This is a genomic window from Marinobacter sp. MIT930201 (genome assembly GCF_047122665.1).
In the GTDB taxonomy this organism is placed as follows: Bacteria; Pseudomonadota; Gammaproteobacteria; order Pseudomonadales; family Oleiphilaceae; genus Marinobacter; species Marinobacter salarius.
Genome location: NZ_CP138916.1, coordinates 779,089 through 799,280, shown reverse-complemented (window position 1 = coordinate 799,280; position 20,192 = coordinate 779,089). Strand labels below are relative to the sequence as shown.

At 58.3% G+C, this 20,192-nt stretch carries 25 protein-coding genes; 13 read left to right on the top strand and 12 right to left on the bottom strand.

Features of this window, described 5'->3' with window-relative positions; all coding sequences use genetic code 11:
* Positions 1-54 precede the first annotated feature (54 nt).
* From SIC19_RS03740 to SIC19_RS03710, 7 genes are all read left to right on the top strand, one after another.
* Positions 55-1,623: a bifunctional GNAT family N-acetyltransferase/carbon-nitrogen hydrolase family protein gene (locus tag SIC19_RS03740; RefSeq protein ID WP_036204463.1), complete on the top strand. Its 1,569-nt coding sequence runs from the start codon at positions 55-57 to the stop codon at positions 1,621-1,623.
* A 19-nt stretch (positions 1,624-1,642) separates the two neighbouring features.
* Positions 1,643-3,442, top strand: a complete 1,800-nt coding sequence (locus SIC19_RS03735; RefSeq protein WP_185906432.1) for a YdbH domain-containing protein — start codon at positions 1,643-1,645, stop codon at positions 3,440-3,442.
* A gap of 5 nt (positions 3,443-3,447) precedes the next feature.
* Positions 3,448-3,666 carry a YnbE family lipoprotein gene (locus SIC19_RS03730; protein WP_075195878.1) on the top strand — a complete coding sequence of 73 codons (219 nt, stop codon included), beginning with the start codon at positions 3,448-3,450 and terminating at the stop codon, positions 3,664-3,666.
* A gap of 29 nt (positions 3,667-3,695) precedes the next feature.
* A complete protein-coding gene (locus SIC19_RS03725) occupies positions 3,696-4,040 on the top strand; it encodes a YdbL family protein (protein ID WP_091641902.1) in 345 nt (114 codons plus the stop codon).
* On the top strand, positions 4,041-4,715 hold the full coding sequence (locus tag SIC19_RS03720; protein WP_075195877.1) for a hypothetical protein: 675 nt from the start codon (positions 4,041-4,043) through the stop codon (positions 4,713-4,715).
* Between the two features lie 136 nt (positions 4,716-4,851).
* Positions 4,852-5,385, top strand: a complete 534-nt coding sequence (locus SIC19_RS03715) for a hypothetical protein (protein ID WP_041335843.1) — start codon at positions 4,852-4,854, stop codon at positions 5,383-5,385.
* 23 nt (positions 5,386-5,408) lie between these two features.
* The gene (locus SIC19_RS03710; RefSeq protein ID WP_085681383.1) at positions 5,409-5,804 is read left to right on the top strand and encodes a hypothetical protein; all 396 of its coding nucleotides are present in this window, start codon (positions 5,409-5,411) and stop codon (positions 5,802-5,804) included.
* On the opposite strand, the gene SIC19_RS03705 is transcribed toward SIC19_RS03710, so the two are convergent.
* The 3 genes from SIC19_RS03705 to SIC19_RS03695 form a co-directional block, all read right to left on the bottom strand.
* A complete protein-coding gene (locus tag SIC19_RS03705) occupies positions 5,801-6,661 on the bottom strand; it encodes a PA4780 family RIO1-like protein kinase (RefSeq protein ID WP_036204471.1) in 861 nt (286 codons plus the stop codon). The genes SIC19_RS03710 and SIC19_RS03705 overlap by 4 nt on opposite strands.
* Before the next feature lie 107 nt (positions 6,662-6,768).
* Positions 6,769-7,137, bottom strand: coding sequence for a ribbon-helix-helix domain-containing protein (locus tag SIC19_RS03700; protein ID WP_036205757.1), 369 nt, complete (start codon positions 7,135-7,137; stop codon positions 6,769-6,771).
* Between the two features lie 47 nt (positions 7,138-7,184).
* Entirely contained in the window at positions 7,185-7,754 is a 570-nt protein-coding gene (locus SIC19_RS03695; protein WP_041335849.1) for a DJ-1/PfpI family protein, read from the bottom strand.
* 140 nt (positions 7,755-7,894) lie between these two features.
* Between SIC19_RS03695 and SIC19_RS03690 the strand changes: the two genes are divergently transcribed.
* Positions 7,895-8,887 (top strand): CobW family GTP-binding protein, encoded by a 993-nt coding sequence (locus SIC19_RS03690; protein ID WP_127400818.1) that lies wholly within the window; start codon positions 7,895-7,897, stop codon positions 8,885-8,887.
* Positions 8,881-9,294: an alternative ribosome rescue aminoacyl-tRNA hydrolase ArfB gene (arfB, locus tag SIC19_RS03685; RefSeq protein ID WP_075195873.1), complete on the top strand. Its 414-nt coding sequence runs from the start codon at positions 8,881-8,883 to the stop codon at positions 9,292-9,294. The genes SIC19_RS03690 and arfB overlap by 7 nt, the downstream gene beginning before the upstream one ends.
* A gap of 13 nt (positions 9,295-9,307) precedes the next feature.
* Here the strand turns inward: arfB and SIC19_RS03680 are convergent, their stop codons facing one another.
* Positions 9,308-10,324: a permease gene (locus SIC19_RS03680; protein ID WP_126810421.1), complete on the bottom strand. Its 1,017-nt coding sequence runs from the start codon at positions 10,322-10,324 to the stop codon at positions 9,308-9,310.
* A 102-nt stretch (positions 10,325-10,426) separates the two neighbouring features.
* Between SIC19_RS03680 and SIC19_RS03675 the strand changes: the two genes are divergently transcribed.
* Positions 10,427-10,753 (top strand): ArsR/SmtB family transcription factor, encoded by a 327-nt coding sequence (locus tag SIC19_RS03675; protein WP_036204480.1) that lies wholly within the window; start codon positions 10,427-10,429, stop codon positions 10,751-10,753.
* 6 nt (positions 10,754-10,759) lie between these two features.
* Here the strand turns inward: SIC19_RS03675 and soxR are convergent, their stop codons facing one another.
* The 4 genes from soxR to SIC19_RS03655 form a co-directional block, all read right to left on the bottom strand.
* Entirely contained in the window at positions 10,760-11,233 is a 474-nt protein-coding gene (soxR, locus tag SIC19_RS03670; protein ID WP_051946623.1) for a redox-sensitive transcriptional activator SoxR, read from the bottom strand.
* 116 nt (positions 11,234-11,349) lie between these two features.
* Positions 11,350-11,703: a DUF1428 domain-containing protein gene (locus tag SIC19_RS03665; protein WP_036204482.1), complete on the bottom strand. Its 354-nt coding sequence runs from the start codon at positions 11,701-11,703 to the stop codon at positions 11,350-11,352.
* A gap of 16 nt (positions 11,704-11,719) precedes the next feature.
* Positions 11,720-12,079 (bottom strand): YciI family protein, encoded by a 360-nt coding sequence (locus SIC19_RS03660; protein ID WP_007151921.1) that lies wholly within the window; start codon positions 12,077-12,079, stop codon positions 11,720-11,722.
* A gap of 79 nt (positions 12,080-12,158) precedes the next feature.
* Entirely contained in the window at positions 12,159-13,385 is a 1,227-nt protein-coding gene (locus SIC19_RS03655) for an RNA polymerase sigma factor (RefSeq protein ID WP_127400819.1), read from the bottom strand.
* 107 nt (positions 13,386-13,492) lie between these two features.
* On the opposite strand from SIC19_RS03655, the gene SIC19_RS03650 reads away from it, so the two are divergent.
* Positions 13,493-13,870 carry a thiol-disulfide oxidoreductase DCC family protein gene (locus tag SIC19_RS03650; RefSeq protein WP_075195868.1) on the top strand — a complete coding sequence of 126 codons (378 nt, stop codon included), beginning with the start codon at positions 13,493-13,495 and terminating at the stop codon, positions 13,868-13,870.
* 77 nt (positions 13,871-13,947) lie between these two features.
* Entirely contained in the window at positions 13,948-14,265 is a 318-nt protein-coding gene (locus tag SIC19_RS03645; RefSeq protein ID WP_036204490.1) for a DUF2007 domain-containing protein, read from the top strand.
* A gap of 57 nt (positions 14,266-14,322) precedes the next feature.
* On the opposite strand, the gene SIC19_RS03640 is transcribed toward SIC19_RS03645, so the two are convergent.
* The 3 genes from SIC19_RS03640 to SIC19_RS03630 form a co-directional block, all read right to left on the bottom strand.
* The gene (locus tag SIC19_RS03640; RefSeq protein ID WP_007151916.1) at positions 14,323-15,147 is read right to left on the bottom strand and encodes a DUF6160 family protein; all 825 of its coding nucleotides are present in this window, start codon (positions 15,145-15,147) and stop codon (positions 14,323-14,325) included.
* A gap of 99 nt (positions 15,148-15,246) precedes the next feature.
* Complete coding sequence (locus SIC19_RS03635) at positions 15,247-17,058, bottom strand: choice-of-anchor D domain-containing protein (protein ID WP_127400820.1); 1,812 nt, start codon at positions 17,056-17,058, stop codon at positions 15,247-15,249.
* A 289-nt stretch (positions 17,059-17,347) separates the two neighbouring features.
* Positions 17,348-18,382: an AraC family transcriptional regulator gene (locus SIC19_RS03630; protein WP_174447640.1), complete on the bottom strand. Its 1,035-nt coding sequence runs from the start codon at positions 18,380-18,382 to the stop codon at positions 17,348-17,350.
* 137 nt (positions 18,383-18,519) lie between these two features.
* On the opposite strand from SIC19_RS03630, the gene SIC19_RS03625 reads away from it, so the two are divergent.
* Positions 18,520-19,197, top strand: a complete 678-nt coding sequence (locus SIC19_RS03625; RefSeq protein WP_075195865.1) for a class I SAM-dependent methyltransferase — start codon at positions 18,520-18,522, stop codon at positions 19,195-19,197.
* Here SIC19_RS03625 and SIC19_RS03620 read toward each other — a convergent pair.
* Positions 19,191-20,183, bottom strand: coding sequence for a PA2778 family cysteine peptidase (locus tag SIC19_RS03620; protein WP_075195864.1), 993 nt, complete (start codon positions 20,181-20,183; stop codon positions 19,191-19,193). The genes SIC19_RS03625 and SIC19_RS03620 overlap by 7 nt on opposite strands.
* Between the last annotated feature and the right edge of the window lie 9 nt (positions 20,184-20,192).

Sequence of the window (20,192 nt, the reverse complement as noted above, 5' to 3'; positions counted from 1 at the left end):
GCTCGAGGACATTTCGCGAACTATGCCTTTAGGCTTCCAGCTTCCGAGGTTTCCATGAGTCCTCCCTTTTCAGACAAGACACAGCGCCTGTACGTAAGAAACGCCACCCTTGGCGATATACCGGGAATCATCGCCCTGAGCCGCCGGGTGTACGCGGGCACAGGGATGTATGGCTACACCGCTGGCCCCCTGACAGGGCAGATCAACACCTTTCCTGAGGGCCAGTTTGTCGCCATGCTGGGTGACCGCGTGGTGGGGTATTGCGCCACGTTTCGTATTGGTGAAGACGTTGCATTGGCGCCCCATGACTGGACAGAAATTACCGGTAATGGTTATGCATCGCGCCACGACCCGGAAGGGGAGTGGCTGTACGGCATGGAGGTGTGTGTAGACCCCGACTGCCGTGGCTACCGGATTGGTGAGCGCCTGTACAACGAACGTAAAACGCTCTGCCAGGCGCTGGAATTGCAGGGCGTTGTGTTCGCGGGCAGGTTACCGACACTGGCCAAACGCCTGAAGAAGTTTGAATCGGTGGAAGAGTACGTGGAGGCGGTGAAATCGAAAAAGCAGCGGGACCCGGTACTGTCGTTCCAATTACACAACGGTTTTGAAATCCACGGCATTATTCCGCACTACCTGGATGCTGACCACGCTTCCCTGGGTTACGGTATCCACCTGACCTGGCGGAATCCCAAGGTGGCCCGCAACGGCGACAACGGCAAGCGCAAGCGATACGGCCGGCGAATGCCCGACACCGTTCGGATCGGCACGGTCCAGTACCAGCAGCGCCGGGTGGCATCGTTTGAAGAATTCAGCGACATCGTCCGGTACTTTGTGGATGTGGTGTCCACCTACAAAGGTGATTTCGTAGTGTTCCCGGAGTTGTTCACGCTGCAATTGCTGTCCATTGAAAGCCGTGAAGGGACCCCGGCGGAAGCCATCGAAGCGGTGACGGAATATGCCGAACCTTTCCGCAACCTGATGCGGGATCTGGCCCTGAGGCACAACATCAACATTATCGGTGGCTCCACGCCGGTCAAGGAAGAGGACGGCCGGGTTCGCAATGTTGCCTATGTCTTCCTGAGAGACGGACAGGTGTTCTCGCAGCCCAAGATTCACCCCACGCCGAACGAAGCCTATTGGTGGAATATCACCGGTGGCAGCCGTGTCACTGCCATTGAAACCGATTGCGGCCCCATTGGTGTCCTGGTTTGCTACGATGCGGAGTTTCCCGAGCTGACGCGTCATCTGGTGGACCAGGGCATCCAGATCCTGTTCGTGCCATTCTGTACCGATGAGCGCCAGAGTTATCTGAGGGTACGGTACTGTTGTCAGGCCCGTGCGGTGGAAAACCAGCTGTTCGTGGTCATGTCCGGCAATGTCGGCAACCTGCCCAAAGTGCCCAACATGGAGTTGCAGTACGGCCAGAGTTGCATCCTGACACCCTGTGATTTTCCCTTTGCCCGTGATGGCATCGCCGCGGATACCACGCCGAATGTGGAGACCGTCGCCTTTGCCGATCTACGGCCGGAAACACTGCTTACCGCCCGCAACAGCGGCACCGTGAAGAACCTCAAGGATCGCCGCCACGACCTGTACACGGTGAACTGGCGCGGACACTGACCCATTGATGGCTGCTTTCATGACATTACGCCGATGCCTGCTACTGCTTCTGAGCCTGATTGTCATGTTGTCGATGGCGGGAGGCCTGTACGCCCTTGTGGCGTGGGAGACCTGGCGGAAGGCCAACGGCATCAGCAACCTTGAATGGCGATGGGGTGACGTCTCGCTGGCGGGCCTGCGGCTGGACCGATTGTCTGCGACCCAGAGCCGGGAAGGGCAGCGCTATCACCTGGTGGGGAAGCAACTGTCGCTGGCCTGGCGCTGGCACTGGTATGGCCCCATGCCCGAGGCCATTGTGATCGAACAACTGGCACTGACTCTGCCGCAAGGTGTCCATGCCGAGGGCGATCTGACAATCTCAAGGCCCCTGGAACCCGGTGAACGGCTACTCACCACCAACGCCATGAAGATCGAAGGGCGTCTGGCTGAACGGGGCCTTGCTGGCTGGACCATAGGTGAGGGCCGGATAAACCTGACGGTCAGCGGTACAGCCAGCGAGCGGTCTGCAACACTGACCCTCGGTGAACAAAGCCGCGTCGAGTTCGACGATATTGCCGCGCCGGGCAAGGATTCCCGGTTGGATGGCCTGTGGGTCAACCTGGCCGGTGTGACTCTGGTCGGGGAGTATCAGCTTGCCCTCATGGCATTGGAGCGTCTTGCGGTCGAGGGGCCGTTTGAGGCGACCGTCGCCACCATTCACCACCCCCAGTTGCTTCCCCAGCCCTGGCGATTCGATGGGCAGCTGGACGGCACCCTCAGCGAATTGAAGATCGACGGCAGGCTTTCGTCGGACGCCGGCGTCGATGCTGACATGGACATGAACTATCCGTTCGAAGGGATACCGGCGCTTGAGGTGAGCATGAACGCTGCCGGAGCAAGTGGCGGTCGCGCGCTGGCGGATACGTTCACCGCGTGGCCAGCGGCGCTCGAGGTGAGTGACGGCCGCGTCGAGACGGCCCTGAGTGCGCGCTTCCCATCCCAGGGCTTCCGCGTTCAGGGAGATCTTGTTTTCGATAATCTTGATGGATTGTACGACCGGACGGCCTGGACCGGTCTCGACGGCAGGGTGAATCTGAACCTGGACAATGACCACGTAAATGTTCGGACCTCCGACCTGGTATTGGATGCCCTCAATCCTGGCATCGCCTTGCGCGATGCCCGGGTCGCCGGCCTCTATCGCTCGCCGCGGGATCAGATTGCCAACGGTACCCTGGTTCTGGACCAGGCCTCTTCCGAACTTCTGGGTGGTGAGGTTCGGGTCACACCCGGAGAATGGCAACTCGCTGACATGCCGCTGCGGATTTCCCTTGAACTCAGCGGCATTGAGCTGGCGAAACTGATGCAGGTATACCCCGCCGAGGGGTTGGCGGGCAGTGGTTTGCTTCAGGGCGCCATTCCGGTCCGGGTTGGTCCGGAGGGTGTGAGCATTGATGCCGGGCAGGTCCAGGCGGTGGCCCCTGGCGGCACGCTAAAACTGCCAGCCGATCGATTGAAGGGGATGGCCCAGGGTAACCAGGCGATGGCACTGGTGGTTCAGGCCATGGAAAACTTTCACTACTCGGTTCTCAACAGCACGATAGACTACGCTCAGGATGGTACCCTTATGCTGGGATTGCGGTTGGAAGGCAGCAGCCCTGAAGTACGAGATGGTCATCCCATTGTCCTGAATATCAATCTGGAAGAGGACATTCCAGCGTTGCTGACCAGCCTGCAACTGAGTGGCCGGGTCAATGAAGCCGTGACAGAAAAAGTGCGCAACCTGATACGGGAGCGGGACGCGCAACGTCAATCCACCGGGGCGGGAAACAATCAGGAGTAAGGAATATGGTCGCATTTGGGCCGGGCGGTTTGTCCGGAAAAGGTGGTTACACGCTGGTGCTGCTGGCACTGACCCTGGGTATGGCAGCCTGCACGCCTACGGTCAGAATGGAGGCGCCCAAGGAGCCCATCACCGTGAACCTGAACGTCAAGATCCAGCATGAAATCTACGTGAAGGTGGATGAAGAGGTGGATGAACTCTTCGGCGAGAAGGGGTTGTTCTGATGGTCAATTCTGAATCCAGGGAGTCACTCATGAAACGGTTTTCCAAACTCGGTGCGTTTTTCCTCGTGCTTTGCCTGGCACTACCTGCCGCGGCCATGGGGCTGCAAGAGGCCAAAAACCAGCTGGATACCGCCAAACAGCAAGGGCTGGTAGGAGAAACCCCAACGGGTTATCTGGACGTGGTCAAGGCAAGCGGAAACGCCCAGGGAATTGTCGACGCCATCAACCAGGCACGTCGGGATGAATACGCCCGCATTGCGGAGAAACACGATATTCCTGTCACCCAGGTGGAAACGGTGGCTGGCCAGAAAGCACTGGAAAGAACACCATCGGGGCAGTACATCCTGAAGGATGGCCAGTGGGTTAAAAAATAGATGGGCCGATTCCAGGAAATCGGTACAGCGACGATTCCCGGTAACGGGACCCGGTTGCGACTGCTGCAACGCAATGATGAGTTCTCTATCAAGATTGCCGGTACCACCGGTGAGCTGATGAACAGCCGCCTGCATGGCTCGGAGGACGCGCTGGCCACGCTCGCCTGCGAGCGTATCGGCGGCGTGGCTGGGCCCCGGGTATTGATTGGTGGGCTGGGCATGGGGTTCACGTTGGCTGCGGCGTTGTCGGCTCTGGCAGAGGATGCCAGGGTAACCGTGGCGGAGCTCGTACCCGAGGTCGAGGACTGGAACCGGGGACCGCTGGGCGCTGCCGCCGGGTATCCACTGAACGATGCTCGTGCCAGTGTTCATGTGGGCGATGTGGCGGAGTTGCTGAGAGAAGGCGATGGCAACTGGGATGCCATCCTGCTGGATGTGGACAACGGCCCGGAAGGGCTCACCCGCAAGGAGAATAACTGGATTTACTCCCCGGACGGTATTGCAGCTGCCCAGAAGTCCCTTAGCCCCGACGGCGTACTGGCCTATTGGTCCGCCGGCCCGGAGCATGCATTCACCGAAAGGCTGCGCCGCGCGGGCTTCTCCGTAGAGCCGGTTACGGTCAGGGCTTTGCGACCGGGCAAGGGCGCACGCCACGTGATCTGGCTGGCCTGGTAGAGCGGGCCCTCCGAGGGCCTTATTGCTGGATGGTCATTCGAAATACAGGTATGTGTGTTGTATGTTTGTGGATAGAGGGGCGATGCTCCACAGCAAACGCCCCATCCATTCGCTGAAAGACTCAGGAGGTATTGTCATGAAACCCTCAATGAGTTTGACCGGTGAGCACGAAAGCCACAAAGTGGCTGCCGTTTTCGAGACAGAGTCAGATGCCAATGGAACGGCAAAAGCATTGTGCAACGAGACCAGCCTGACCAATGATCAGGTATCCGTGTTGAGCCCCGCGGACCGGCGCCAGGGAAAAGAACTTGAACCTGAAGACCAGGGTATCTGGCAGACGCTTGTGCGTTCCCATGTGGGCCTAAGTGTCGGCGGTGCCGTGTCGGGTTTTGTCGTCTATGTGATACTGAATGCCCTTGGCATTGGCTTTATTTCGCAGAATACGGTGGTTTCAGCGTCTGCGCTCACCGCGCTTGGTTTGATGCTCGGGCTATTGCTCGCAGGGGGCATAACAATCCGCCCGGACCATACACCTTATCTGATGAAGGCACAGTCAGCATTGCGCAAGGGCCATTACGTATTGGCCATTCATGCAGAAAGCACACAACAGATTCAGGAAGCAAAGTCGCTTCTGCGCGCCCGGAATGTTAAAACAGTGCAGACCTTGTGATGTAACCGACCGGGATTCTGTGTATGGAAGATCTGAAGCGTTCGCGGGTAACTATTGTCGCCGTCAGCGCCGTTGTTCTGTTTTTTCTCACCAACTATCTGGCGCGCTTCCTGTTCGGGTTGACAGGGGTGGTGGTTTCCGTGGTGATCGCAGCATTGATTGCGGCCTACATCGGCTGGTCGGTGGCCCGGGTATTGAAACGGGTGCCGACCAGTGAAGAGCGCGGGCGCGTGCTGTGGGCCTATGGCGGCTTTCTCGGCGCACTGTTCGTGGCCTGGGGTGCCTATGTGGGCCTGTCTGCCGGGCTGGATTCCTCGGGAGTACTGTTCCTGCTTAGTCACTACCTGCCGTACCCGGCGCTAGCCCACCTGATGTTGTCAGACCGTATGGCAGCCCGGTTCGTGGGGAAGGCCGGTTAGTCGTCGCCGGCCTCGGCATCCCTCAGGCGTTCCAGGCGTTCGCGCTCTTCCTCTTTCGCGGCATCAATAACCGCCATCAGCTCGTCCACATCCGCGCTTTCCGTGTCGTGCTCGAAACACCCGGTCAGCCGGCTGTCGGGGTGCAGGTCGCCGGACTCATAGAGCGCCCAGATTTCCTTGCCATAATCCGTGTTCAACAGTTCAGGGGCGAAGCGGCCAAAATAACGGCGCATGTTGTCCACGTCCCGTTCCAGCATTCTTTCCGCGCTGTTGTTGCCAGAAGCATTAACCGCCTGCGGCAGGTCGATGATGACCGGGCCAGTGGCATCGACCAGTACATTGAACTCTGACAGGTCGCCATGGATCAGGCCGGCGCTGAGCATGCGCACCACGTCAGCAATGACTTTGCTGTGATAATCCCGGGCCTGCTCCGGCGTGAGTGTGACATCGTCCAGCCGTGGCGCTGCTTTGCCGTCTTCGTCGGCAATCATCTCCATCAGCAGCACGCCATCCACGAACCCAAACGGTTCCGGTACTCGCACGCCAGCGCCTGCCAAACGATAAAGGGCGTCCACCTCGGCGTTCAGCCAAGCGTCTTCCTGTTCCTTTTGCCCGTAGCGGGTTTTCTTGCCCATGGCGCGGGCGCGACGGCTGTTACGAACCTTACGGCCTTCCTGGTATTGAACGGCCTGTTTGAAGCTACGTTTCTGAGCCTCCTTGTACACCTTGGCGCAGCGAACACTGTCACCGCAGCGCACTACGAACACCTGGGCCTCCTTGCCGCTCATCAACTGGTAGAGCACTTCGTCCACCATGCCGTCATCGACAAGGGGCTGCAATCGTTTGGGTATCTTCATAGATCCTTTCGGTCGGCTGGTTGGGCCTGGCGGGTCATCGGATGTCGACCGGCGTGTATGGGGGCATCTTACCTGAAATTGGTAAAAGACCCCTCATATTCGCGGATTTAGTGCGTGGCTTCGCTGGGGGGCTTCTGGTCCATGTTCCTGGCGAGGATCTTGTCGGCATCCAGGGAGGCGATGGGTATCTGGGTGTCGCGGGGAATATCGCCGCTGAGTTGCAGGGCGACGTATCGCATGGCACAGACCCGCAGAAAGGAGGTGAAGTTGCCCAGGTCATGCCCGGCATCGATGGATTCGTGATAAAGCCTGGTGATCATCTGGGGCAGGTTCATGCCGTCCCGGGCGGCGATTTCTGTGAGTGCGTTCCAGAACGCGTTCTCCATGCGAATACTGGTGACCATGCCGTCGATGCGCAGGGAATGGGTGCGGCTGATCCAGAGTTCGGAATCCGCGTGGACGAAGAGTTTACACATGGTGTGGTCCTCGTGAATCCGGGGCTGCATTGGCAGCCCCGTTTCCGTCACTTGTCCAGCAGTTTGAAAAACTGTGCCAGCCACTGCGGATGCGCTGGCCATGCCGGTGCTGTCACCAGATTACCATCGGTGACCGCGGCGTCAACGTCGATGGCGGCGAAGCGGCCTCCCGCCAGCTCCACTTCCGGTTGGCACGCCGGGTAGGCAGAGCATTCGCGGCCTTCGAGCACACCGGCCGCGGCCAGCAGTTGTGCGCCGTGACAAATGGCCGCCACCGGTTTTTCGGTTTCAAAGAAGTGGCGGACCAGTTTCTTGACGTCGTCGTTCAGGCGTAGGTATTCCGGGGCGCGACCACCGGGTACGACAAGCGCGTCATAATCCGCGGGGTTGAGTCCGGCGAAATCGGCGTTCAGGGCGAAACGATGGCCCGGCTTTTCGGTGTAGGTCTGGTCGCCTTCGAAGTCGTGGATGGCCGTGGCCACGGTGTCTCCTGACTTTTTGTCAGGGCAGACCGCATGCACCGTGTGGCCAACGGCCTGAAGTGCCTGAAAGGGCACCATGGTTTCGTAGTCCTCGGTGAAATCACCTGTGATCATCAGTATTTTTTTACCGTTCATACCCGTCTCCTTGTGCTTGTTGGTGGTAGCCTGAATACAGTATCAGCGGGCGAATCGCAGCGGGTATTAGGGGAATACTACAGTGTTATGTTATAACACTATGTTCTGCCGACCTTTTCAATGAACGACACGGGCGATCTATGACTTCACCAATACCCACCAATCTGGTGCTCGGCTTTCTGGGCGTGGGAAAGACCACCGCCATACTGGACCTGCTGAAAAAAAAGCCGGAAGGGGAGGTGTGGGCGGTTCTGGTGAATGAGTTTGGCGAAGTGGGCATTGATGGCGCCTTGCTGGAAACCGAAGGTGCTTTCGTGCGGGAAGTGCCAGGAGGCTGCATGTGTTGCGTGGCCGGGTTACCGATGCAAATCGGACTCAACCAGTTGATTCATAAAGCCCGCCCAGACCGGTTGCTGATTGAACCCACGGGCCTTGGGCATCCCTCCCAGATTATTGAAACCCTGACGGGAGAGCATTATCAGGATGTGCTTCAACTGGGCCCCGTGCTTTGCCTGGTCGACCCGAGAAGGCTTGAGGAGCAAAAGGTTCTGGAAAACGTACAGTTTCAGGATCAGGTTGCGGCAGCTGATATTGTGATCGCCAATAAAACTGACCTTTGCACACCGGAGCAGGTTGACCGGTTTGATCATTGGGTGGCCGAGCTGCAGCCGGAAAAGACGGCTGTTTTCCACACCCGGAAAGGCCGGTTGGAATCCGCCTGGCTCGACGGGGAGACCGCGCTCTCCGAGGTCAGTACGCCCCACGCGCATCATCACCATGCCTCTTCGGAAGCCTCGCCGGTTCCCGATATCCAGGACGAACCGTGGCAGCGGGTCAGCAACCGTGGGCAGGGGCATTTCAGCGTGGGCTGGCGTGTCCATCCAGACACGGTCTTTTCAGAAACCGCTCTGCTGGCATTATCGCTCGATAGCCGTTTTGTCCGGTTCAAGGCTGTGGCTCAAACCAGTGATGGCTGGCGGACGATCAATATGGCGGACGGCGCGCTGTCGGTATCTGAGTGCGAACCACGAGAACTGTCCCGTCTCGAAGTCATTAGCGAGCAAAGCCTGGACGTTGATGAGCTGGATGCCAGCCTGCGTGAATCTATCGAGAAAACGGGCCTGTCATGCTGAAAATTTCCAATGCGGTGGAACTGGGGGACTGGGAGATCGAGCTTACCCAGATCCGGGCCCAGGGCGCCGGTGGCCAAAACGTCAACAAGGTAGCCTCCGCCGTTCACCTGCGCTTCGACGTCCTCAACTCCAGTTTGCCACCGTTCTATAAAGAGCGGTTGATGCGACTGTCCGATCAGCGCATTAGCAAGGAAGGTGTGATTGTCATCAAGGCGCAGAAATTTCGCACCCTGGAGCTGAACAAGGAAGACGCCCTTGAACGCCTGAAAGCCTTGATTCAGGACGCGGTAAAGCAGCAGAAAGCCCGCCGACCCACGCGCCCCACCAAGGGATCACAGCGACGGCGCGTGGACAAAAAGACCCGCAAGGGGAAAACCAAGGCCTTGCGGGGGAAGGTCCCGTTGTAAGTATCGGGCGTGTTCAGTACAGCAAAAAGGTTGCATAGCCGGCACTGATTGCCATGCCTATTACCACCGCCAGGAAGACAGCCACGAGCGGCCAGCGGAACAGAGACTTCAACAGGATCAGTTCTGTCAGGCTGGCGCCTGCACTGCCAATGATCAAAGCCATCACCGCGCCAGCGCTGACACCTTTACCCAATAGGGCCGCTGCCAATGGGATGACCGCCTCGGCACGGATGTAGAGGGGCGCGCCAATAACCGCTGCAATCGGTATGGCAAAGGGGTTGTCGTCGCCTGTATACGCAGCGAGCAGGTCTGCTGGAACAAAACCGTAGATAACACTTCCGACCGCGATACCCACTATCAGGTATGGCAGCACCTTTCTGAAATCCGACCAGGTTTCGTTCCATAAACCGTTGAATTTCCCGGCACGGATATCCCCGAGAAGTGATTCGTAGTAGGACACGACGGGAATAGCGTACCCCTGGCTGCTGTATGTAATGGAACTGCTTGCCCCGGAGCTGCCGCCGGAACAGGAGGGTTCCGTATTCGTGGACCCGGCGTTGCCGGATGCCGCTGAGCAACCACCCTTAACGGTATCGACGTTGAGCAGATATCGCTCGAATCCCAGGCGTTGCAGTACCCATCCGGCAATAACGGAGACCAGCAGGCCGAAGGTAACGAAAATACCGGTTAGCTTCAGGCCAAACGTGACGGACAGCAGCACCACGATGACCGGATTCAATAAGGGGGACGCGAAGAGGAAAACCATCATCGGCCCAAACCCGGCACGGGCACGGATAAGCCCTTTCAGTAAGGGAATTGTGGAACAGCTGCAGAAGGGGGTGATCGCTCCCAGCAGAGCGGCATACAAATAGCTTTTGCCGCGCCGGGCGCTGAGCGCGGCTGCGATCTTCTCTTGCGGCACATAACGTTGCAGCACTCCAACGAGATAGCTGATCAATAGGAACAGGGCTGATAATTCCAGGGCGAGAAAAGCGAACATCCCCAGGGTGTCTTGCATTTCCTGTGACATGGTAACCTCTATATTTCTAGATATATGGAAATATAAATCTAAATTGCGCTTGGCTTTGCTGTCAAGTAAGTTTCTAGAATTATCGAATTAAGAGTGATGGCTATGACAAATGAAGAAGCGGCTATGTGTCTCGCAGAGCTTGGAAATACTCACAGGCTGTCGATTTTCAGGTATCTGGTGAAGGCGGGCCACGACGGCGCGTCCGTCGGCGATGTGCAGCGCCAGCTTGGAATTCCCGGGTCAACTCTTTCTCACCATCTGTCGCGCATGGCCAACGCGGGTCTTATCAAGCAGGTGAAGCACAGCCGTGTTATTACCTGCTTGCCAAATTTCGAACTACTGGAAGCACTGACCGGGTTTCTCAAGGAGGAGTGCTGTGTGGGACATGAATCGGAAAAACCTGCTACAGAGAGCGGAAAGCAGCCTTGATAACGTCTATTTCTCGGGAGCGTCGCTATCGAGCAATCTCGCGCCGGGGCCTTCATCGCCAAGCTCGTCCCAGGGATTGCGTAGCCGGCAGGCGTCGATGGACAGGCAGCCGCAGCCGATGCAGCTTGTGAGTTGATCCCGAAGTCCGACCAGTAACTCTATGCGGTGATTCAGATCGGACTTCCATTGCTCGGAGAGCCGCTGCCAGTCTTGGGATGTCACGGTGCGGTCGGTTGGCAGGGTTGCCAGGGTTTCGCCGATCTCCGACAACGGAATGCCAAGCCGTTGCGCTACTTTGATAACGGCGATCCGACGCAACACGCCCCGATGGAAACGTCGCTGGTTTCCGGCATTGCGCCAGCTGTCGATCAGTCCTTTCTTCTCATAGAAGTGTATGGCTGAGACTGCGACTCCACTGCGCTCAGCAACCTCGCCGACGCTCAGAGCGGTTTTAATTTCTCCGTTTTCTATGCTCACCATAGCCAACTCCAATCGCTGGACTTGTTGACCTCAAGTTTACTTCAGGTTTTAAGCTGCTGTCGAACCTGGCTTGGTGGTGTCGCCCATCGAGAACGCGTTGAAACGGCTGGGGTAGACTACTCGTCCACAACCGTTTCAAATCCGCCATAAATGAGGCGTTTCCCATCGAAGGGCATGGGATTTACATCCGCCTGGATACGGGGGTCTTCCATCACTTTTGGCATGCCCCTGTTCCGGGCCTCGCGTGAGGGCCAGAGTATCCAGGAAAACACCACCGTCTCATCGGGCTTGCACTTCACCGCCATGGGGAACGATGTGACCTCGCCGTCGGGCACATCGTCACCCCAGCATTCCACCAGTTTGAGGGCGCCGTGATCCTTGAACACCACGGCCGCATCGCTGGCGTGTTTGATGTATTGCTCTTTGTTGGCGGTGGGGACCGCCGCTACAAATCCGTCGACATACGTCATGTTGAATCTCCTGGTATCAGTCCTTGGGAGGAAGTTCGCGCGCGGGCCTGACTTCAATGCTGCCAAAGCGCGCAGGGGGGATACGGCTCGCGAGTTGCAGAGCCTCGTTCAGGTCGTTGGCATCCAGCAGGTAGAAGCCCGCCAGTTGTTCCTTGGTTTCGGCAAACGGGCCGTCTGAGATCAGCACCTCGTCGTCCCTGACTCTCACCGTTGTAGCCGTGTCGATGGGCTGCAGAGGTTGGCCGGTTACAAACTTGCCCTGACTGGTGAGCTTCTCCACGCCGGCAATACACTCCTGGTTGAGGTCGTGCCACTCCTGTTCCGTCATGTTGTTGATGATGCTTTCCTGGTAGTACACCAGAGCCACGTACTTCATGTGAATCTCCCTTTTTGCGTGTGGTTATCTGTATGTCGTACGGAAGGTGGCTGAATCGACAGCCCGGGAAAATTTTTTATCACGCGCTGTCGAGAGCCGTCAGCCGTCGGCTCAGGTAGCGTTGTTCCGGCCCCTGTTGCGTGAGGGTCAATGCTCTCTGATAAGCAGTGCGGGCGCCTGCGAGGTCGCCTGAACGGCGAAAGAGATCGGCGCGTGCGGCGTGATAGAGGTAGTAACTCTGGATGGCTTTGTGGCCGGCCAACTGGTCGAGCAGCTTCAGGCCTTCCTCCGGTGTGTCTCGCATGGCCACCGCCACGGCGTGGTTCAGGGCAATGACCGGGGATGGCTGACGTTGATAGAGAGCCTGATATAGCCTGGCGATACGGGCCCAGTCGGTATCCGAAGCGGTGGCGGCCTTGGCGTGGGCGGCGGCGATGGAAGCCTGAAGGGTATAGGGTGCCGCTGGTGTCAGTTCCAGGGCTCGGGCGAGCCAGGCCAGTCCGGAGCGAATCTGCTCCTGGTCCCAGAGGGTACGGTTCTGGTCCTCCAGGGTTATCAGTTCGCCATTCGCGTCCTGGCGCGCATGCTGCCGTGAATCGTGCAGGAGCAACAGCGCCAACAGGCCGAAGACTTCCCCATCCGGCAACAGTTCGGCCAGTAGTTTGGCCAGGCGAATGGCCTCGCCAGCGAGGCTGATGTTGACGACGGTGTTGCCTTCGCTGGAGGAATAACCCTCGTTGAAGATCAGGTAGACGACCTTCAGGACGCTCTGCAGGCGCTGAGGGAGCTCCTTTCGTTCCGGAACTTCGTAGGGAATATTCGCTTCACGTATCTTGCGCTTGGCGCGGACAATTCGTTGCGCTGTGGTGGTGGGTTTCTGCAGCAGGGCGCTGGCGACCTGTTCGGTGGTAAGGCTGCATATCTCGCGCAACGTCAGTGCCAGTTGGGCCTCGATGGCAAGGCTTGGGTGGCAACAGGTGAAAATCAGCCGCAGCAGGTCGTCATCAATGTGGTCGGTGTCCGGCTCTGGGGCGTAGGGCTCGTCCTCGGCGACGCGGGAAAGGTTATCCCGGGCGGTCTGTCGCCGGCGAATGTGGTCAATGCCGCGTCGATGGCCGGTTTTGATCAGCCAAGCCGCAGGATTGTCAGGAATGCCCTGTTCAGGCCACTGTTTCACCGCAGCGGCGAAGGCCTCCTGCATGGACTCCTCGGCCAAGTCAAAGTCGCCAAGCAGGCGAATGAGCGTGGCCTGCACCCGGCGTGACTCGGTTTGGTAAAGCGCGTTGATACGGCTGGCTATGGTCATAGTCGCTACACCTGGTCCCTTGCGGCGATTTTCTGTTTGTTTTGATAACAGTAATCATTGTTTTATCGTGTAATCAAGTGAATGCGATGCAACAAATGGAGAGGGCTATGACCGCATCAGAAGATCGGCTTCGGGTATTTTATGATGGCGCCTGTCCAAGCTGTGTGAGGGATCGCAAATTTTATGAACGGCTGGCGGGCCGAACCGGTGACGCTGTCGAGTGGGTTGATATCACCGGTCGTGACGAAGAGTTGAAACAGCTGGGTATTGACCCGGTTGCAGCACTTCAGGAACTGCATGTTGAAGATGGCCGGGGCAACATTCATCGGGAACTGGATGCCTACATTTTGCTGATGTTGCGGGTGTGGTTGCTGAAGCCACTGGCATGGCTGATTGGCTTACCGGTGATTCGCCCGGCACTCGCAAAGCTTTATCACCGCTGGGTGGGTGAACGGCTGGAGAGGACCGGTCGACTGCCAAAATAACCCGCGAGAATCGACGAATGTCGTGAAGCAGGCTAGGGTTCAATTAAGACATTCCTGGAAGTGACCGGAGCCTGCCAATGCAAATAGCGTATCGCGCCCGAGATCTGGCCGAAGCCCATATCGTCGCCGGCCTCCTGCAGTCCAGAGGCATCGAGTGTCATGTTGGCGGTCATTACCTGCAAGGGGCCATGGGCGAGATAGGTGCCGCGGGATTTACCAATGTCCATGTCGAGGATGAAGATTACGTCCTGGCTCGTACCCTGGTCGCTGAATACGAATCGGCAAATGCCCCGGAGAGTGCGTCTGCCCATGGAGAGGATCGGGCCAACCGTTACGCCACCTGGTTTCTGCTGTTCCTGGCGGTCGTGATGGTGGTGCTCTTTGGCGCGTTGTAGCGACCGGTCGGAGATTGGGGGCTCCCCGGGCTTGCGCCCGGAGAGCGATGCCGGGTGTCAGTGCCCGTACACCCGCATGGAGGTGTTGCGGATAGCAAGATCATCCAATCCCACCGAACCAATGGAGGTGCCTCCCACCAGCACCTGGCCGATGGACATATCGGCTTCAAAGGTGTTGATGTCGATCGCCAGGCTGTCGGTACCCGCCGCATTTGCATCCTTGTAGATGTCCATGTCCACCAGTGTGAACAGTGGCAGAAGTGAAGGGTTGTCCGGATCGTAACCAGCGCCGGTAATCCGCATGTCACGAATCCCCACTGCCATGAAGGGCACATCCAGTTCCAGCTCATCGATGGCGAACCGGGTGGTCAGGTTGAGGGTGTCCGTGTCGGTATCCACGGTTGCCTGGGCCTGGAGTATAAGACCCTCCGCAGAGAAGTTGTCCGCCAACAACGTGCTCTCGCCGCCGTTGCCCCGCAGTTCCCAGGCGCCGGTACGTACGGCGAAGTCCACGGGCCGTGCGGTGATGGGGAATACGTTGATAATGGCATCGCCATCGTCGGCGACATCCAGTTCAATTTTGATGTTGTCGATCAGATCCGTACTGCTGGTGCCGAAAATGGCATCGCGCCCGGAGGTGAATTCCTCGAACATGTCGATGCGATCCGCACCGCCAATGAAGATGTCGCTGATGCCCAGCGTGCCTTCATCGGTGTAGGTGAACTCGTCCATGGTGACCTGGGTTTCGAGTTCAATGGTAACGCCGGCCTGGCCGGTAATCTGGCCCATGTCGGCGTCGTGCAGTGGTTTGAGTTCGGCATACCCGCTCAGGGGTAGGCCCGCGATGGCTAACACTAACGCTGATTGCTTCAGGCTTTTCATTGTTATCATCCTTCCTGGTGTTGTTATGGTGGTTTGCCGGCACCCGAAAGTGCGGCTACCGGCAAACCGGGAGGCCTCTGGGGGCCTCCCTTACTTCCCTCAGAGGTTCGGGGTCAATGTCAGATCAATGCCATTGTCCGGACCGGCGAGGAACTGGTTGAGAACGTCGGTCAGCGGACCGCAGTTCTGCAGGGGAGGCAGTGTGTAGTTGCCAGTCACATCGCCGCCCTCGGACAGCGAGAAGTTGGTGCCTTCTACCGAAGCCAGCTCGATGTTGACCGGATCCGCCGTGCGGCAATCCTTGCCACCACCTACCGGAATTTCCAGGCCGAACAGGCGTACGGTTACCTTCGGTACTTCCACATACAGCGAGGAGTTGGCCGTCAGGTTGCCGTCTATCAGCGTGCCCGTTGTCATGTCAGCCTGTTCGAACGTCACTTTCGCGTTGGCCGTCAAGCTCTTGAACAGCAGCGGGATCTTGAATTGTCCTTGGGTGGGGTCAAGCGCAAGATCTGCTTCGAACATACCGGTTGCCAGCTCCAGTTGCGTTGCAATGCTGCCTGAGAGAGGCAGAGAGCTTCCGGAAGCGTTGATGTCGGTCTGTCCTTCCAGATCCAGAAGCACCTCGAGCACGTCGTCGCTGCCATCGTTACCCTGACCACTCAGGGCCACGGAGACGTCCGGGGTTTCAGGGTCGTCAGAGGCAATGTTGAGCGTCGCACTGCGTCCACCGGCGGCAGACGGCATGAAGCTGATTTCAACGGTACAGCTTCCATCCTGTGCCACGGTTGTGCAGTCGTTGGTTTGGGTGAAATCGCTGCTGTTGGTACCGGCGATCTCAATGGCGTTGATCATCAGCGATGCGTTGCCTTCGTTGGCAATGGTGACCTGTGCGGTGGCAGTTTCACCGAGCATCACCGAGCCAAAGCTGACGTCAGCAGGCGTAACGCTGATTTCCGGAACGGGCGCGAGCACGCTGGTACCTGTCAGCGGTACGTCCACCACAGGGTTCTCGGCGTCGCCGGATTCAATGCTCAGAGTAGCGCTCTGGTCACCTTCGCCATCGGGGATATAGGTGACGTTGACGTCGCAGCTTTCGCCGGCAGCAACAGTGGTACAGCTGTTGGTCTGGGTGAACGCTGCTGCGTCCGCACCACCAAGGCTGATGTTGTTAATGCCAAGTTCTGCCTGGCCGGTGTTGGAAATGGTAACCACCTCTTCCGCGGTGGTGCCGGCCTGCACGTTGCCGAAGTCGATGTTTTCCGGGCTGACCGCGATACGGGGTTCAAACTGCTCGTCGGGAACCACCTGCACGGTCTGCAGAATGTTGTCCTGGCCGGCGTTCTGAACACACTCGGAGGTAAATTCGCCGATGGGCGCAGGCGCAATATCGCCGTTCTCAACACGGGCGATCATGTCGAGTGTAAGGCCACCGATGCTAATGACCGCCTCGCCAACATCATCCTCGGTGAAGGTGATGGCCGGGGAAGTGCCCTGAGCCGGAACGGTAAATTCGCCGGTTTCATCGGGAATGGGCGACTGGGGAATGGTCAGCGGTACCGTCAGGTCAATCTCACGGCTCGGCGTGACAACAATGGTTTCATTGGTGGCGGTGCCTTCAATGGTGGCGGAACCCACCAGCTTGAGGCCCAGCCTGGAATCTTCATTCACCGTTGTCAGGGCATCCACCGTGAACTCTGGTGTGGGTTGCCCCACGGTTGCCTGGGTGGGTACATCGGCACTGATTTGCGCTCGAATGGGCTGTTCGCCAATCAACGGGAACGGGCAGGTGAATTCCAGTTCCAGTGACACCGGTTCGGCAAAGGCATTGCCACCACCGGTCATAAGCGCCGCGGCTGCTATCGCAGTACCGAGCGTGCGGACGCTTTTGTTGGGATTCCTGAGTTTCATGAGTTCGTCCTCTAGGGTTTCAATCTTTGTTGTGTGGGTATGCAGAAATCACCGATGAGGACTGCTGTATCGGTCTTGCAATGTGTCCCTTTATGACTGCGCGGAGGTTACTATCTCCACGCAGTGCCATTAGGCCGTCGCCGAGCGGTTCGGGTCATTGCTAAGGCCGGCAAGGTTTTTGTTCAAAGCGGAGAGAGAGCCGGGGAAATTCCAATTTCGTGACGCCCTTCAAATCCCGAAAATCATTCAGTGCGGGCTATCAGGAGCGAGAGCACTTTGAGGATGAGAGCTATTTACGGTCGCGGGCCTGCCGGCGGACATCACCGGGCGTCTGGCCCGTCCAGGAGCGGTAGGCTTTGGTAAAACCGGCCTGGTCGCTGAACCCCAGCTTCTCAGCAATGGAATCGAGTGGGATGACTGTATCGGTGAGGTACAGAGTGGCAAAGTTCTGACGTATCTCGTTTCTGAGCACTCTGAATGAGGTGCCTGCGGTCGACAGGTGCTGTCGCAGGGTGCGGGGACTCATGTCGAGCCGACGTGCAAGATTGTCCATGGTGCAGGGGCGGCCCGGTTGGCTCATGATCATCTCCCGCACCTGCATGACGGTTTCATCGGCCTGTTCTGACGGTTCCCGCTCTCGTGAGCGGGCGTTGGCCAGGATGAATTCCAGGCCGGTATCGTCGTTGCGAACAGGTCGGCCGGACAAAGGCATGGTGACCTGGCTCGCCGGAGCGTTGAAGCGAAATTCGCAGTCGGCAGCAATGCTGCGCCACTGCTCGGGTTCCAGGGACGAGTCGAAATCGAACTCAAAACAGAAGTGATTGCACACCTGGGATGAAATTCGATGGATGCTGCCCATATATATTTTGGTGAGGCAGGGGCGTAAGTCGCCAAGGCCCCAATTGTCGATCAGTTGTATCCTGAAAGTGGATCCAGTTGAACTGAGGTCCATGTCCATCAGCGGCAGGCCCACGCGCAAGTACTGTACAATCATGCTGATCAGTCGCCGGGGGTTTTCCTGGCCGAGCACGGCGAAGCCAAGTAATCCGTGGGCCGGGAGGTCCAGTTGCTGGCCGAACTGGAAGGCCGCCCTCTCGTCGCCCATCAGCCACTCCGCCTTGCCCAGCAGTTGCCGGACCTGCCCCATGGAAAGACTCGCATCGGGATCGTCCAGCATATCGCTGGAAATGTCGGTATCTCCAAGGATGGCGTGGCGCCGAACGCCCTTGCGCTCCATAAACCGAATAAACTGTCGGGCGTAGCGTGCCGAGATCAGCGGCACTTCGAGCGCCATCGGGCTGGACGTTTCCACCGTTCGTTCCATGAGAGGTAGCCTTATTGAACTGGAACTGTCGCGTTCAGCGCACAGTTGTTTACTCTGTCTTGGCCCAGTATAGGCAGGGTTGCTCGGGTCGATTTTGCTCACCGGTCACGGTTCTGGTGTGATGGCCGGAAATGACAATGAAACATTCGTTAGATTTTGCAGGAGATCGCCCATTGAAAGTGCCCTGTCCGGTGTGTGAAACACGCTCACTGGTGCCGTTCCAGACCATCAAAGGCATACCGTATTATCGTTGTGAAACCTGTGAGGCCACAGTCATGGACTCGTCTTGCTGGCTGGACGAGCGCCGGGAAAGGGATATCTACAACCTTCACGACAATCATCCGGAAGATGAGGGCTATCGCCGCTTTCTTTCGAAGATGACCAGGCCGTTACTCGAAAGGCTGGAAGCGGGTGCACGCGGCCTGGACTTTGGCTGTGGCCCCGGCCCGGCGCTGGCCGGGATACTGCGGGAAGCGGGCATGGACATGTCGCTCTATGATCCCTTCTTTCATCCGGAAACGTCTGTTCTGGACCGCCAGTATGATTTCGTATCCTGCACGGAGGTGGTGGAACACCTTCATCGCCCGGCGGATACGTTCCGTCGGCTGGACAGGCTGCTGAAACCGGGTGGCTGGTTGGGTGTGATGACCTGCTTCCAGACAGACGACCAGTTATTTGCCAACTGGCATTACCGGCGGGACCCAACCCACGTTGTGTTTTATCGGGAGTTCACTATGGCCTGGTTGGCCCGGAGGTATGGGTGGCGCCTGGAGGTTCCGGCCAAGGACGTCGCGCTGTTCCAGAAGATTCAGTGAATCGGGGTAGGGCAGTCCAGTGCAGGGCACTCGACGGGACGGGGTCTGTCGCTGTCGTTCTGGACATTGCCGTCGAAACGCTCTGGATCGATGGCGCTGGCACAGCTCGCTGCGGTCCTTGATGCCGTGGCACAGCCTTGGGTGGCCAGTGCGTGGGCCAGGTTGTTCCAGCCTGCGGCCAGGTTCGGGAATTTGGCGGTCAGTCTCAGGAAATGTTGCGCGGCCAGGTCCACCTGGCCCTGTTGCCAGGCAATGTTTCCCTGCCCCATGATGGCAGCCGGCTGGTCTGGCCAGGCCTGTTCGGCCGTTCGATAGGCTTCAGTGGCAGCGATGGTCCTGCCGGTGGTTTCCAGGTCGTTGGCGGATGTCAGATAGCGCAGGGGCTGCGCCGTTGCAGGTAGTCGGTCGGGCGGCAGGATGACCGCGGCCCAATTGTCTGCGCGGTCCCATGTGGCCATGAACACTTCCAGTGCCTGCTCGTGCCGCTCCTGGGTGCCGGTGTGAAGGATGATGGAGCGGTCGCTGGCGTCGTAACCAATCGCCACGGCAAAATGCCATTGTGGCCACCAATCGAATCGCAGATTCTGCATCACCAGCACCGGGTGGCCAGAGGCTATCTCCTCCAACAGGCTCTTGAGCGAACCGTCCAGCGGGTAGACCAGTAAGCCATGGGATCGGGCGGCGGACACCATTTCAACTTTCAGGCTGCCCTGGCGGGCAGGCAGGTATACCAACTCCTTCAGTACGGCGGGGTTGGTGTTCAGGCCCTGGCTGTTGAGCATCATGGCCAGGGACGCCGGGCCGCACTGGTACAGTTCCTGAGCGTGGAAGGGAACATGGTCCAGCACTTTCCGCTGGTCAACACCGGCCGTGTTCAGGGCAGGGGTATCGGGCCATTGGGGGCGGCTGGCGCAGCCCGCCAGAATCGTTGCCAGTAAGAGACTGACAACGACTCGCAGCAGGTGCAACTGGGTAGGACGGATCACGGAGCTATT

Coding starts and splice junctions, on each gene's coding strand:
- SIC19_RS03740 (WP_036204463.1), top strand. CDS start 55: ATGAGTCCTCCCTTTTCAGACAAGACACAGCGCCTGTACGTAAGAAAC.
- SIC19_RS03735 (WP_185906432.1), top strand. CDS start 1,643: ATGACATTACGCCGATGCCTGCTACTGCTTCTGAGCCTGATTGTCATG.
- SIC19_RS03730 (WP_075195878.1), top strand. CDS start 3,448: ATGGTCGCATTTGGGCCGGGCGGTTTGTCCGGAAAAGGTGGTTACACG.
- SIC19_RS03725 (WP_091641902.1), top strand. CDS start 3,696: ATGAAACGGTTTTCCAAACTCGGTGCGTTTTTCCTCGTGCTTTGCCTG.
- SIC19_RS03720 (WP_075195877.1), top strand. CDS start 4,041: ATGGGCCGATTCCAGGAAATCGGTACAGCGACGATTCCCGGTAACGGG.
- SIC19_RS03715 (WP_041335843.1), top strand. CDS start 4,852: ATGAAACCCTCAATGAGTTTGACCGGTGAGCACGAAAGCCACAAAGTG.
- SIC19_RS03710 (WP_085681383.1), top strand. CDS start 5,409: ATGGAAGATCTGAAGCGTTCGCGGGTAACTATTGTCGCCGTCAGCGCC.
- SIC19_RS03705 (WP_036204471.1), bottom strand. CDS start 6,661: ATGAAGATACCCAAACGATTGCAGCCCCTTGTCGATGACGGCATGGTG.
- SIC19_RS03700 (WP_036205757.1), bottom strand. CDS start 7,137: ATGTGTAAACTCTTCGTCCACGCGGATTCCGAACTCTGGATCAGCCGC.
- SIC19_RS03695 (WP_041335849.1), bottom strand. CDS start 7,754: ATGAACGGTAAAAAAATACTGATGATCACAGGTGATTTCACCGAGGAC.
- SIC19_RS03690 (WP_127400818.1), top strand. CDS start 7,895: ATGACTTCACCAATACCCACCAATCTGGTGCTCGGCTTTCTGGGCGTG.
- arfB (WP_075195873.1), top strand. CDS start 8,881: ATGCTGAAAATTTCCAATGCGGTGGAACTGGGGGACTGGGAGATCGAG.
- SIC19_RS03680 (WP_126810421.1), bottom strand. CDS start 10,324: ATGTCACAGGAAATGCAAGACACCCTGGGGATGTTCGCTTTTCTCGCC.
- SIC19_RS03675 (WP_036204480.1), top strand. CDS start 10,427: ATGACAAATGAAGAAGCGGCTATGTGTCTCGCAGAGCTTGGAAATACT.
- soxR (WP_051946623.1), bottom strand. CDS start 11,233: ATGGTGAGCATAGAAAACGGAGAAATTAAAACCGCTCTGAGCGTCGGC.
- SIC19_RS03665 (WP_036204482.1), bottom strand. CDS start 11,703: ATGACGTATGTCGACGGATTTGTAGCGGCGGTCCCCACCGCCAACAAA.
- SIC19_RS03660 (WP_007151921.1), bottom strand. CDS start 12,079: ATGAAGTACGTGGCTCTGGTGTACTACCAGGAAAGCATCATCAACAAC.
- SIC19_RS03655 (WP_127400819.1), bottom strand. CDS start 13,385: ATGACCATAGCCAGCCGTATCAACGCGCTTTACCAAACCGAGTCACGC.
- SIC19_RS03650 (WP_075195868.1), top strand. CDS start 13,493: ATGACCGCATCAGAAGATCGGCTTCGGGTATTTTATGATGGCGCCTGT.
- SIC19_RS03645 (WP_036204490.1), top strand. CDS start 13,948: ATGCAAATAGCGTATCGCGCCCGAGATCTGGCCGAAGCCCATATCGTC.
- SIC19_RS03640 (WP_007151916.1), bottom strand. CDS start 15,147: ATGAAAAGCCTGAAGCAATCAGCGTTAGTGTTAGCCATCGCGGGCCTA.
- SIC19_RS03635 (WP_127400820.1), bottom strand. CDS start 17,058: ATGAAACTCAGGAATCCCAACAAAAGCGTCCGCACGCTCGGTACTGCG.
- SIC19_RS03630 (WP_174447640.1), bottom strand. CDS start 18,382: ATGGAACGAACGGTGGAAACGTCCAGCCCGATGGCGCTCGAAGTGCCG.
- SIC19_RS03625 (WP_075195865.1), top strand. CDS start 18,520: ATGAAACATTCGTTAGATTTTGCAGGAGATCGCCCATTGAAAGTGCCC.